General features: G+C 65.0%; 13 protein-coding genes. 4 read left to right on the plus strand and 9 right to left on the minus strand.

The annotated features are described in order from the left end of the window. Window positions 1-41: 41 nt before the first annotated feature. Both ACQP1G_RS25840 and ACQP1G_RS25845 read left to right on the plus strand, forming a co-directional pair. Entirely contained in the window at window positions 42-1,832 is a 1,791-nt protein-coding gene (locus ACQP1G_RS25840) for a beta-ketoacyl synthase N-terminal-like domain-containing protein (RefSeq protein ID WP_433192160.1), read from the plus strand. A 7-nt stretch (window positions 1,833-1,839) separates the two neighbouring features. Continuing rightward, entirely contained in the window at window positions 1,840-3,069 is a 1,230-nt protein-coding gene (locus ACQP1G_RS25845) for a cytochrome P450 (RefSeq protein ID WP_433192161.1), read from the plus strand. Between the two features lie 22 nt (window positions 3,070-3,091). On the opposite strand, the gene ACQP1G_RS25850 is transcribed toward ACQP1G_RS25845, so the two are convergent. From ACQP1G_RS25850 to prcB, 8 genes are all read right to left on the minus strand, one after another. Then, window positions 3,092-3,937, minus strand: coding sequence for a PhzF family phenazine biosynthesis protein (locus ACQP1G_RS25850; protein ID WP_433208816.1), 846 nt, complete (start codon window positions 3,935-3,937; stop codon window positions 3,092-3,094). Further along, window positions 3,937-4,224: a DUF1330 domain-containing protein gene (locus ACQP1G_RS25855; RefSeq protein ID WP_433192162.1), complete on the minus strand. Its 288-nt coding sequence runs from the start codon at window positions 4,222-4,224 to the stop codon at window positions 3,937-3,939. The genes ACQP1G_RS25850 and ACQP1G_RS25855 overlap by 1 nt, the downstream gene beginning before the upstream one ends. A gap of 27 nt (window positions 4,225-4,251) precedes the next feature. Then, on the minus strand, window positions 4,252-5,235 hold the full coding sequence (locus ACQP1G_RS25860) for an ornithine cyclodeaminase family protein (RefSeq protein WP_433192163.1): 984 nt from the start codon (window positions 5,233-5,235) through the stop codon (window positions 4,252-4,254). An 11-nt stretch (window positions 5,236-5,246) separates the two neighbouring features. Beyond that, window positions 5,247-5,846, minus strand: a complete 600-nt coding sequence (locus tag ACQP1G_RS25865) for a prephenate dehydratase domain-containing protein (protein WP_433192164.1) — start codon at window positions 5,844-5,846, stop codon at window positions 5,247-5,249. Between the two features lie 2 nt (window positions 5,847-5,848). Further along, complete coding sequence (locus ACQP1G_RS25870) at window positions 5,849-6,832, minus strand: aminotransferase class IV (RefSeq protein ID WP_433192165.1); 984 nt, start codon at window positions 6,830-6,832, stop codon at window positions 5,849-5,851. Further along, complete coding sequence (locus ACQP1G_RS25875) at window positions 6,829-8,244, minus strand: phenylacetate--CoA ligase family protein (RefSeq protein WP_433192166.1); 1,416 nt, start codon at window positions 8,242-8,244, stop codon at window positions 6,829-6,831. Before ACQP1G_RS25875 ends, ACQP1G_RS25870 begins: the two co-directional genes overlap by 4 nt. Before the next feature lie 14 nt (window positions 8,245-8,258). Beyond that, window positions 8,259-8,555 carry a Dabb family protein gene (locus tag ACQP1G_RS25880; RefSeq protein ID WP_433192167.1) on the minus strand — a complete coding sequence of 99 codons (297 nt, stop codon included), beginning with the start codon at window positions 8,553-8,555 and terminating at the stop codon, window positions 8,259-8,261. Between the two features lie 193 nt (window positions 8,556-8,748). Continuing rightward, a complete protein-coding gene (prcB, locus tag ACQP1G_RS25885) occupies window positions 8,749-9,561 on the minus strand; it encodes a proteasome subunit beta (RefSeq protein WP_433192168.1) in 813 nt (270 codons plus the stop codon). A 192-nt stretch (window positions 9,562-9,753) separates the two neighbouring features. Here prcB and ACQP1G_RS25890 point away from each other — a divergent pair, with 192 nt between their 5' ends. After that, on the plus strand, window positions 9,754-9,885 hold the full coding sequence (locus ACQP1G_RS25890) for a transposase (protein ID WP_433192169.1): 132 nt from the start codon (window positions 9,754-9,756) through the stop codon (window positions 9,883-9,885). Window positions 9,886-9,986: 101 nt separating this feature from the next. Further along, window positions 9,987-10,349: a transposase gene (locus ACQP1G_RS25895; protein ID WP_433208819.1), complete on the plus strand. Its 363-nt coding sequence runs from the start codon at window positions 9,987-9,989 to the stop codon at window positions 10,347-10,349. Between the two features lie 489 nt (window positions 10,350-10,838). On the opposite strand, the gene ACQP1G_RS25900 is transcribed toward ACQP1G_RS25895, so the two are convergent. Continuing rightward, window positions 10,839-12,017, minus strand: coding sequence for a hypothetical protein (locus tag ACQP1G_RS25900; RefSeq protein WP_433192170.1), 1,179 nt, complete (start codon window positions 12,015-12,017; stop codon window positions 10,839-10,841). Window positions 12,018-12,183 lie beyond the last annotated feature (166 nt).

Consider the following 12,183-nt stretch of genomic DNA (forward strand, 5'->3'; position numbering starts at 1 on the left):
CGCGGAAACGAATTTCCATTCGACTCGGAGGCTTTGGTTCGATGAATGATCCGCACACCGAGAAGTACGAGGCGACTGATGTCGCGATCATCGGCATGTCGTGCCGTTTTCCCGGGGCACGCAACAAGGAGCAGTTCTGGCACAACCTCGTCAGCGGCCGCGAATGCATCACCCACCTCCGCAAGGAGGACATCCACGTGGACGAGGCGATCATCAACAATCCGGCCTATGTCCGGGCGAACGGATTGCTCGCCGGCTACGACGAATTCGATCCCACGATCTTCGGTATCACCGACCGGATGGCGGCGATGATGACGCCCGAGCATCGTCTTTTCATCGAAAGTGCTTGGGAAGCAATGGAAGACGGCGGATACGATCCGGATCGGGTCGGCGGTGAGGTAGGTGTCTACGGGTCGGCCAATCCGCAGACCGCAGCACTCTACAGCGCTCCACCGGATTGGGTCACGGTCGGTCCCGAGGTCATGGACCGCAGCATCGCATGGGCGCCGGACACCCTCACCTCCAACTTCCTGTACTTCGCGGGATTGACCGGCGAAGCGGTCACCGTGACGGCGGTGTGCTCCGGATTCCACTACGCGGTACACCTGGCCTGCCAGTCGCTGCTGCTCGGCCAGACCGACATGGCCCTCGCGGGCGGTGTCATGGTCCGGCTCCCCCACGTTCGCGGGTACCTCTGGGAGGAGGGCCGCATCCTGTCCAAGGACGGCCACTGCCGTCCCTTCGACGCGAACGGCACCGGCACCGTCCTCGCCAGCGGCGTCGCCACCCTGCTGCTGAAACCGCTGCCGCGGGCCATGCATGATCGAGACCACATTTACGCGACGATCAAAGGCTCGGCCATCAACAACAACGGGGTCAGCGCGATGGCATACGGACTGGCGCAACCCGAACGCCTGAGCGCCTGCATCGCCAACGCGATGCAGGCGGGCGGGGTGACACCGGACACCGTAACCATGTACGAGGCCAACGGATTCGGGCTCCCGCTCACCGACGCGCTCGAGGTCAGCGCCGCGAGCATCGCGTTCGGCAAACAGTCCGGCATCTGCTCCATCGGCACCGCGAAGGGCAACATCGGGCACGCAGGCGTCATCGCGGGTGGATCCGGCACCGTCAAGGCCGCCTTCGCCCTCTTCCATCGTCAGCTGGCGCCGACGATCAACCTCACTGAGGTGAACCCCGAACTGGATTTCCCCAGCACGCCGTTCGTTCCTCAGCTCGAACCTGCGGACTGGGAGCCCAATTGCGGCATCCGCCGCGCAGGTGTCACCGCACTGGGCGGCGGCGGCTACAACGCGCATCTCGTGCTCGAGGAACCGCCGGTGCGCGGCACACGCGCACCTGAACGGGTCCTCCCGCGCATCGCGACGCTGTCCGCCCTCGACGATAGGGCGCTCGCCCGCCAGCGCGCCAGACTGCGGGACTGGCTGATCCAACGGCCGGAGCTGCGGCTCGACGATGTCTGCTTCAGCCTCAATCTCGGACGCAAGACAATGACGCGGCGCTGGGCGGCCGTGGTTCGATCCCGCGACCAGTTGCTCGACGTACTAGCCAACGCGACCGGCGGACCGATCCAGACCACGGCGAGCACGGAGTGCTTGGACATGTCGGAGTTCGCTCGCACCGCCGAAGGACTCACGCTGTCAGGGACGGATCGCCAGCACGAAGAACCGGCATTGCTCGGACTCGCCACCGCGTGGGCGCAGGGCCAGCGCGTCGACTTCGCCGCACTGCACCAGGGCTCGGAAAGCCACCGAGTTCCGTTGCCCACCTATCCGTTCGAACCGCGCCGATTCTGGCGCACGGATTGGTGAGCGCGCCATGGTCGCCATCGACACCGTTGATCTGGCCGATCCCGCCACCTTCGCGACGCACGACCTCAGCGAGTTCTGGCGCACGCTCAGAGACACCACTCCGGTGCATTGGAATCCGCCATCGGCGCACCATCGGGGCTTCTGGGTCCTCTCCCGCTACACCGATATCCTTGCAACCTACCGCGACGATGTCACCTTCACCTCGGAATACGGCAATGTCCTGGTGACCTTGCTGGATGGCGGAGACGCCGGCGCGGGCCGGATGCTCGCGGTCACCGACGGGCCCCGCCACAACGAATTGCGAAAGATCCTGCTGCGTGCGCTTTCTCCGCGAGTGCTGAGCGACGTCGCCGTCGCCGTTCGCGCCAATACCCGTCGGCTGGTTCGCGCCGCCGTCGATCGCGGCGAGTGCGATTTCGCGACCGATGTCGCCAGTCGGATCCCAATGACCACGATCTGCAGTCTGCTCGGCGTACCCGGCAGCGACCACGAATTCCTGCTCTCCCTGACCAAGACGGCACTCAGCGCCGAGGAAGATCACGCCGAGGACATCGAATCCGAAATGGCGCGCAACGACATCCTGCTCTATTTCCAGGACCTTGTGGAGGAACGCCGAGCCGCACCCGGCGACGACGTCATCAGCCTGCTCGCCGCGAGCACGCTCGGCGATGAGCCGCTCAGCGACGACGACATAGTCCTGAACTGCTACAGCCTGATCATCGGCGGCGACGAGACAAGCCGGCTGACCATGATCGATGCGGTGCACACCCTCGCCAAGCATCCGGATCAGTGGCGGCGGCTGGTGACCGGCGAGTGCGCCGTCGATACCGCGGTCGACGAAGTGCTGCGCTGGGCCTCACCCTCTATGCATTTCGGCCGAACAGCCTTGCGCGACAGCACAATTCATGGTGTGCCGATCACCGCCGGCGATATCGTGACTCTGTGGCACGCTTCCGGCAACCGCGACGAGCGCGCCTTCACACGGCCGGAGGTATTCGACCTGGGCCGCACTCCGAACCGTCATCTTTCCTTCGGCCACGGCCCGCACTACTGTGTCGGTGCCGCCCTGGCCAAGATCGAGATAGCGGAATTGCTGCTGGCACTGCGGGATTTCACCACCGGCTTCGAGCGGACCGGCCCGGCGGCACGCATTCGATCGAACCTGCTCACGGGATTCTCCACCCTGCCCATCCGATTCGGTGGGGCCCCTGACCGACCTGCCGAGGCCTCCAACTGAGGGCCGCTCGAAGCAGACACTGTCACAGATCGATGGTCCCGCGGATACAGGTCACGCTGTTCCCGCCTACCCATATTTGTTCCCCCTCCGCACACACCGTGAGCACCCCGGCTCGGCCCAGCCTGCTGCCTTGGCCGACCCGGTACTCGCGCGGCGCGACCCCGCTGCCGATCAGCCATTGCGCGAGACCTGCGATGAGGCTTCCGGTGGCCGGATCCTCGGGGACACCAGCGGGTGCGCCGAAGGCACGCACTTCGAACTGGAGGGGCGCCCCCTCGGGGTGGGCGCCTACGATGCCGAGCATCAGCTCGTTCATGCGCCGCTCGTCCGGCTCCACGGCCAGCACCTCCGCCGCGGAACCGAGCAGCACGGCGGCCCAGCCCGGACCGTTGTCCACCCACTGATGGGCGATGATCTGGTCGCGAGTTATGCACAGTCCCTGCGCGATCCGGTCGAGATGCGCGGGTTCCAGCGGGCCTTCGCGCAGGAGTTCCGGAGCGCGAAAACTCAGTCCGGCGTCCGAGCATCGAACCTCAACCAGTCCGAGGCCGCATTCCTGGATCAATGTTGTCGTCGCACTCGGGCTACCGCCGGCCTTGAGCCAGGCATGTGCCGACCCGAGCGTGGGGTGGCCCGCGAACGGTACTTCCCCACCGGGTGTGAATATTCGCAGGCCGTAATCGGCTTTGTCGGAGGTCGGCGTCACGACGAAGGTGGTCTCGGACAAGTTCATCCATCGCGCGACGCGGACCATGTCCGTTTCGGAGATGTCGTCACCGTCGAGAACCACCGCGACCGGATTGCCGAAATACGGCGTCTCGGCGAATACATCGACCTGTGCGAACGTCCGCGCGCGCGGCCGCGGCATCATCCGCCCTCGACGAGCACGAGATCCATGTGGGTTCCATCACGCAGCGAAAGGATCTCCCGATACTCCGGCGAGGAATACCAGCGCCGGGCGTGCTCCGCCGAGGGGAATGCCATCACTGACAGGTGCGTCGGCTGCCAATCGCCCTCGAGCACTGTGAATTCGCCGCCGCGGATCTCGAACCAGCCACCGTACATCTCAAGGGTACGGCCGACTTTCCGCCGGTACTCGGCCATGGCCGCCGGGTCACCGATGGTCCCGACATTACCGATCAGCAGGGTTGGCATAGTTTGCCTCGTTTCCAATCATGTTGTTCAGCAAGAGAACTCGGTGACGGAGCCGACCCCGAGGTGGCGCGCCGCACGCACCACCGCGAATCCGGACGCGACATCCTGCGCGGCGATGCCCAGCGACTTGTACAGCGTCCGCTCGGTGGGAGCGGCCCGGCCCGGCCGCACACCGAGTAGCACCTCACCGATCTCGCACAAGTCGGGCGAAATCCGCTTCTCCTCGATCGCCAACGCAATATCGGAGGATTCGCGCAGCGCGGATTCTCGGCTGTCGACGAAGACCGAACAGGCCGCCACCGCAGCCACGTCCAGTTCACGCTGCGCGGGGACGGACGCACCGACCGCGTTGATGTGACAGCCCTCGGCGAGATCCACCGCATGGATGAGGGGGGCGGTCGCCCCGACGGTGCCGCACACCAGGTCCGCCCCCCGCAGCGCCTCGGCGGGCATGGCCACCAGCTCGACGTCGATCCCGAGGTCCGAGCCCGCCCACGTGCGAAAATCTTCTGCGCGCTCGGCGCCGCGATTCCACAGCCGCACCCGGCGCAGTCGGCGGATCTCGCTCAGGGCGACTAGATGGCCGCGCGCCTGCCTACCCGCGCCGAGCAGCGCGAGGTCACCCGCCTCCGGCAGGGCCAAGGCATCGGAGGCCACCGCGGACGCCGCGGCCGTGCGCAGGGCAGTCACCGCAGCGCCCTCGATGATGCCCAGCGGCTGCCCGTTCTCGGGATCGAAGACCACCAGTATTCCCACGTGCGTGGGCAACCCGCGGACGGTGTTGCCCGGCATATGCAATACCGCCTTCACTCCGTAACCAGTCTCCTTTTCCCCGCTCACATGACATGGCATTGCGGCGAACAAGGATCCATCACCTTGGTAACCGAGGACCGTGCGAACCGGCTGCACCACATCACCCTTGCTGAAGCGACGCATCACCTCCGCCACCACTTGGTAGGCGGCGGCGGGCGAAAACACCTGGCGCACCTGGGCGCCATCGAGCACCAACACGAGAACTCCTCTCACTCAACTCGATCGGACCGACGCCCGAAAACCGACCACACCATGCGGATCGGCCGCGTCTTCGAGATGAACTCCAGGCCGTAGAGGCCCACCGCGGGCGCAGTGGTGAGCGCGAGGTCTGCCGTGCCCTCCGAGACGGCGAGCGCGGCCGCACTGGTCGAGTTGGTCAGGATCACCTCGTGCGAGGTGATCGACTGCGGGAGTAGCTGTTCGATCAGCTGTACCGGCGATGGATGGGTCATGATGGTGGGCGACTCGGTTCTGGGTTCGGTGCCCGGGCGGGCGGCGATGCCGTACTGCGGGGTATCCATGACGAACACATCGGTCAGTTCCAGCGTCGGGTCCATATAGAACCGATGCACGGCCTTGTATGCGTTGGCGACGACCACGTGGGTCACCTGGTTCGCGCGCAACGCGTCTCCCGCGGCTTCATAGGTGTCGAACAGCCGGACCCCAGAAGGATCCGGCACGGATTCGGTGAACCGCCCGGCGAGCTCGGTCGCGGCCAATTCACTACTGGTACCGGCAGGTCCTAGCGTGCCGACCACCGCCGAGTCGGTCCGGCTCGGACCCAGTGTCATGAAGCTGAGCAGCGTCATCGTCATTCCTCAGTCGATAGGTTCGAGGCCACGGCAGTCACCGCGGTCAACCAGTCCCGGTGATCACCATCGGCCCCCCGGGTCACGGCGTCGTAGTGCGTCGCGATCCGCCTCGTTGTCTCGCCGATCGCGCCCGAGCCGACGGCCCGGCCCGCCACCGCGACCACCGGAGCCACGCCCTTGCCTGTCGAGGTCAGGAAGATCTCGTCGGCCGTGAGCAACTCGGCCGGACTGATCGGGTGTTCCAGGACCTCGAGCCCGGATTCCCGGCAGAGAGCCAACACGGTGTCCCTGGTGATGCCGGGCAGCAGATCTCCGGTCGGCGGTGGAGTCACGAGTCGTCCGCAGAGCATGGCGAAGACATTCGAGGTGGTCGCCTCCGCGACATTGCCCGCGCTGTCGAGCAGGATCGCGTCGTCGTCGCCGACGGCACGCGCCTCGTCACCGGCGAGTGCCGCGGTGACGTACCCGCCGGTGATCTTGGCTTGCGCGGGCAACGCATCGCGCGATGGTCTACGCCAGGAACTGATCCCGCAACACAGCGGCCGGGACTGGCCGTCCTGCGGAAAGCTGTGAGTGGTGATGGACATCCCGTCAGAGACGCCATGCAACGCGACACCGGCCGGTGTTTCCGGCAGCAAGGACAGCTTGTACGCCACCGGACGCACATAGGTGTCGTCACAGTGCTCGTTGTGCCGCAACAGTTCCGCGGTTCGGTCGACAAGGTCGTCGACCGAACCCGGTGGGGCGATCCGCAGCAGTCGGCAACCCCGCAGCAGCCGCTCGAAGTGATCGTGCGCTCGGAACAGAGAGAGCCCGGAATCCGAACGGAACGCCCGAATTCCTTCGAACACTCCGGTGCCGTAGTGCAGCGCCTGCGTTCCCAGCGGCAAACGCGATTCGCCCGCTGGCACCACGCAACCACGGTCGTAAGCCCATGTGCCCAACCCGAGTATCGGCGCGTCCGCGCCGCCCGACGGCGTCACCGGCGCGCCGCCGCGATACGCGCGGCGGCCTCGTTCTCGATTGATCGCTCGGCGCGCAGATCGACCACGCGCGCCGCCTTCCAACTCACCATCGCCCCGGTGCTGGTGACCGCACCAGGGTCGCCGAATCGGATGGTCAGCGAGGCATCCAGAGAATCGCGGCATCGCCGCACGGCCCGCTGCAGCACCGACCGGTCGAAGTTCGGATCGGCCCGCAACAGCAAGCCGATCCGATCCCGGTGCTGCGTATCATGGTCGATCGTGATCTGGTAGTCACGGTACCCGAGCAGTCCGTCGAGCAGGAAGTTCTCCAGATCGTACCCGGTGAGCACAGTTCCGTTGATGGACAGGCGATCACGCACTCGCCCCAGCACCTCGACCGACGAAGCCACTACGGCCGCACCGGGTTCCGGCTCAACTATCCGCACCAGATCGCCGGTGCGATACCGGAGCAGCGGCTTCGCACCCAGGTACAGGTTGGTGATGACCAGTTCGCCGCAGCGTCGGCCATCGGCGTCCGGTCGCACGATCTCACTGGTGTCGGGATCGACGACCTCGTAGGCGTTGATCAGCGGCGCAGTGCGCAGCGCCCCGTCCGAGGTGGCCGCAGCCAGCACCGACGCCTCCTGCGAGGCATAGAGCACATTGCGCACCTCGGCATTCCAGAGCAGGGCGATGTTCTCGAGCAGGCTCGGTGAGGCGAGTTCGCCGGTGAGCAGCAGGACTTTCAGCGAGAAGTCCAGCCTCGGTCGCAAACCGGAGTCGATCGCCTTCTGCGCCAGACGCATGGCCATACCCGGGGTGCAGAACATCCCCGTCACCGGCAACTGACGCATGACCTCCAGGGCGCGGTCGAATCCGACGACCGGCGAGACGGGCCACATCTTCGCCACCGCATAACCGAGATTGCGACATACGTCGCCGAAAGTGTCTCCGGTCGCGTGCATTTCGCTGGGGCCGGAAATCCCGATCACCTGATGCTCACCGTATGTCGCGAGAACCTCGCGATAGTAGGCGGTGAGCACGGTGTTGTTATAGATCGAATCCACGTGGGTGCGCGGGCACGGCGTCGCCGGCCCCGTCGTCCCGGTGGTCTCGTAGAAGACCCACGCGTCGGAAATCGGCCGGGACAAGATGTCGAACTGAGCTTGCCGGAGATCGTCTTTCGTGGTGAACGGCAGCTGCGACAGCGTATCGATCCGCAACGCGGCGATGTGATCGTCGGTGAAGCCCGCGAGGCGATCCCGATAGAACGGCGAGTTGGCACGGGCATAGGCAACGACGTCACGTAGTTTTCCGGTCTGATAGACCGCCAATTTTTCGGCGTCCCACTCCCCAGCCAAGTATGCGGAAAACTGGTCTCGCAGCATACTGGTGAGGACTGCGGACTCCTGGTCATATTGCGTGAACAACGGAAGTACTCCAATCAACTGCTGGCGAGATCGACGACCACCCAGTCGGAAATGGACCGCCATTTGCGCACAGCGGTCCGATGGAATGCGTTCTGGTGGTATCTGTCCAATGCCACGAGATCTGGCAGCACGCCTATCGCCGCGAAGTCGTAGGCGATGTCGCGATGGACCGAGTTCCACCCCACACGCCAGCTGAGCAGTTCCGGCACATGATCGCCCACTGCCCGCGCCAACCCTTCGGCGTCGACCACCGAGGGCGAATCGCGATCGAATCCGTCCTTCAATTTGAACAGCACGATGTGTGTGATCACGACTGCCTTTCACACCACACCAGCCGGGAATAAGCTGGTTACGACCCTTCGAGTTGATCCTGCTCTCGCGTCGACAGCCGTTCAATCGTGCGTTCCCGATGCCCTACATCGAAAAAATCAATGGCCGTTCCCGGACATGAAAATACCTGCCACGGCATGAAGCGTGACAGGTATTTTCCGGTCGAAACTCAGTTCACGAGGACGCCGCCGTTCGCTCGCGCACCAATTCGCGGGTGATCTCGACGAAACGTTCCTCGCGCACCTCCTGTGCGCCGTCAGAATCGACGACGACCGCGGTCGGATAGATGCCGCGGAGTACGTCTGGCCCACCGGTCGCCGTGTCGTCGTCCGCGGCGTCGAACAGTGCCTCGACGGCGATTCGCAAGGCCTGCCCCTCGTCAATACCCGGGGCATAGGTCTTCTTCAGCGAGGACTTCGCGAACATCGAACCCGAACCGACAGCAGCGTATCCGAACCGCTCCTCACTGCGCCCGCCCACCACGTCGTAGGAGAAGATCCGACCCGCCCGGCTCGGATCCACGGCATCCAGGTCGTAACCGACGAGCAGCGGCAACACCGCCATGTCCTGTGCCGCCGCCGGGAGGTTGTCGCGCACCATCTTCGACAGCTTGTTGGCCTTGCCTTCGAACGTCAGCGACACGCCCTCGATCTTCTCGTAATGCTCCAATTCCACCGCGAACAAGCGGATCATCTCGACCGCCGTGGCCACGGTGCCCGCGAAACCTGCCGCCGAGTAGATATCGGTGATGTACACCTTCTGCATGTCACGACTGGCCAGCAGATGCCCCATGGTGCCGCGCCGGTCGCCGGCCAGCAGCACACCGTCGTGATAGCTCACCGCGACGATCGTGGTGCCGTGTACGGCATCGTGCGCCAGCCTGCCTGCTACCCCGAAGCGGTTCCACGGCAAGAGTTCCGGCATATTCCGGCGCAGGTAATCGGAAAACGAGGACGACGACCGACTCCAGTCGAACCCATCCGCCATCGCAGTTCCTGTTCTGTCCGCCGACAAATCCGTGCCGGACATCAACCCTACCCGCTCGACTCCGACGGCGCCGTCGACCAATGCGACTGACGACAACGTAACCTGGCGCAAACGCTCAACTCTCGTGCACAGCGATCGCAGCGGCCGGGCAGCTCTCGGCGGCATGACAGATCTCTGCGCGCAGTTCCGGCGGTGGCGCCGGTCGCTGAGCGGGCCGTGTTCACCGCGGTGGTGTTCGTGCTGACCAGTGGTTGTGCGTGGCGGATGCTGCCGCCGTCGTTCGGGGGCACTGTCCCGACGGCGCATCGCCGATTCACCGTATAGACTGAGGCCGGTCTCTGGCGGCGATTACGCGCGCGGTGCTGGACGAGTTGGGTAGCCAGGGCTTGATCGACTGGTCGCGGGCGGTGATCGATGCGGCGTCGGTGCGAGCGAATAAGGGGCGATATGACTGGCCCGAGCCCGGTCGATCGAGTAAGTCCGGTTCGAAGATCCACGTGCTGTTCGACCGTGTGGGACTGCCTCTGGCCGTGGGTATTTCGGCAGCTAATACCAATGACGCCGAAGCGCTGCGCCCGCTCGTCCAAGCGATCCCGGCAGTGCGGTCGCGGCGCGGGCCACGCCGACGCCGACCGACAAAGCTGCACGCCGACAAGGCATACGACCACACCAAACTGCGCCGAATGGTCATCGAACGAACAATGTGCGCCGCGAAAGCGGCGTGTCGTATCCCCGGTTCAGCCGGGAGGGACTTGGAGGGAGGTTCCTGGGTCGAATGGCTGACCTGATGCCGAAAGGCTAACGGGACAAGAGCATGCCAGGCCCCGGTCGGGGACGGGGTGCCGGAGGGACCCGCGTGATAAGGCGGAAGGTGGATTGCCTGAATCCCAATCTCCAGTTGATGCGAGTTCCCATCCACCGGAAACGATCGCCTGAAACCGGTGCCGTGCTCTGTGTCGGAGTCGAAATGTTATCCGACGCACCTCGGGTACGGGGCGATGCCCAGCGAGGGGTATTGAAGGAGATGAGTGGGGCGCCTACGTCACGCTGCTACGTAGACACGCACGAACGCGGGATCGCCGGCGGGACACGAGTCCTATGGCGACGGAGGTCTGAGTGCGACACGAGGTCGCACGTTGTGAGTGAACAAATCAGTGGAGGTTCGATGTTGAAGGTGTAGTTCCAGGCCAGTGCTTATGGCTTGTCTCCGACCTTGGGTAACCGTGGGGCGCGAAGCACCAGGGTGAAGGCTCAAGGGTTCTCGTTCCATCCGGGGACTACAGGCCAGGAGAAGACCGAACGGGCGAACCCGCAGTGAATCCTCGTTGACGTCTCGTCACCGTCACCTCCGCCGATGGGATGTGGTAGCGGGGGAACAGGACTGGCCGCTGGGAAGCGGCGGGTGCCGCGAAGATTCGAGGCCCTAGCGGGAGAGCACCACCGTCCCGGGATGAAGAGGGCGCCCACCCCGGTCGTGTCTCACACGTGCGGAACGTGGTAACCCCGGCAGCTCGGATCTGGAGGATTTGTCGTGCGGCTGCGCAGTATCGGATTGCTGTGGTCTCGTCGAGTCCGAATACGACCGCCAAGTGGAGTGGGTCGGGGCCGTGGGTGAGCGCTTCGTCGAGTTGACGGTCGACGCGGAGGGCTTCGAGGGTGGCAGCGCGGCGGCGGAACGGTGCGCTGGGTGGGTTGTCGCTGATGGCTCGGGTGGTCGAGGCGGTCTGTTTGTTGATGATCAGGTGCGGGTTGGCTTTGCCCGGCCAGCGTTTCCGCCGGTAGTCCAGCCAGTCGATCAGGAGCCGGTGGGTGAGCTCGTCGAGCGGGCGGGTCACCGAGCCGATGGTCAGCCGCCAGTTACCGAGGTCGATATCGTCCAGGCGCAGGGTGCGGATGCCTTCCGGGCGGGCGGCGTGAACTGCGGCCAAAGCGAGCGCGATCCGGGCTGCAGGTGTGGTCGCGGACCGGGTTGCTTCGTCGATTTGGTTGCCGCGCAAGGGAATAATGATCGGTTGGTCGCGGTTTCCGATGCGGACTCGCGCTGCTGGGTCGGCGAAGATGATGTCGTTGCGCTTGCAGAGCCGCGTCAGCGAGCGCAATGCGCCGAGGGTTCGGCGCCGCAAGTGCCCGTGCAAGCCGTCGGCGACCGCGGTGACGTCGCCGGTGGTGACTTTGCGCAGGTGGTCGTATCGGGTGGGCCATTCGCCCAGCATCGGGTGGGCGGCGCGCACGTACTTGCGGACGGTGTTGATGTTGCAGGGCTGGCTGCGGGGCCCGCCGTGTTGCAACACCAGCGCCCAGTCGCGGACGTCGGCGGCGCTAGATCCATAACCTGACGGGCCGGGTTGTGGAGTGCCCGACGACGAGATCAGCGGCACCATGCGCTCGCGGGGCCCGGAACCCCGAGAGCCTTTGCCATGGCGGACATGAAGTTTGCCGAAACTGTCAATGGCCATTTGGTCCTGGCTCTGGAACAAATTTGATGATCCGCTCATCGTGCGAGTACTCGCTGACGGAGCAGGTCGAAGTTGGCACGACCAAACATGCTGCGCTTAGCGCCCACGTAAGCAGCGTCCGCGATGTTCGTACCCATCCCTGAACGGTCCTGTGGCGAACAGGGAT

It is taken from the genome of Nocardia sp. CA-107356, assembly GCF_050946365.1.
Taxonomy (GTDB): domain Bacteria; phylum Actinomycetota; class Actinomycetes; order Mycobacteriales; family Mycobacteriaceae; genus Nocardia.

What these genes read in the sequence shown, in the direction of transcription:
- ACQP1G_RS25840 (WP_433192160.1), top strand. Translation starts at nt 42, where the DNA reads ATGAATGATCCGCACACCGAGAAGTACGAGGCGACTGATGTCGCGATC.
- ACQP1G_RS25845 (WP_433192161.1), top strand. Translation starts at nt 1,840, where the DNA reads ATGGTCGCCATCGACACCGTTGATCTGGCCGATCCCGCCACCTTCGCG.
- ACQP1G_RS25850 (WP_433208816.1), bottom strand. Translation starts at nt 3,937, where the DNA reads ATGCCGCGGCCGCGCGCGCGGACGTTCGCACAGGTCGATGTATTCGCC.
- ACQP1G_RS25855 (WP_433192162.1), bottom strand. Translation starts at nt 4,224, where the DNA reads ATGCCAACCCTGCTGATCGGTAATGTCGGGACCATCGGTGACCCGGCG.
- ACQP1G_RS25865 (WP_433192164.1), bottom strand. Translation starts at nt 5,846, where the DNA reads ATGACGCTGCTCAGCTTCATGACACTGGGTCCGAGCCGGACCGACTCG.
- prcB (WP_433192168.1), bottom strand. Translation starts at nt 9,561, where the DNA reads ATGGCGGATGGGTTCGACTGGAGTCGGTCGTCGTCCTCGTTTTCCGAT.
- ACQP1G_RS25900 (WP_433192170.1), bottom strand. Translation starts at nt 12,017, where the DNA reads ATGGCCATTGACAGTTTCGGCAAACTTCATGTCCGCCATGGCAAAGGC.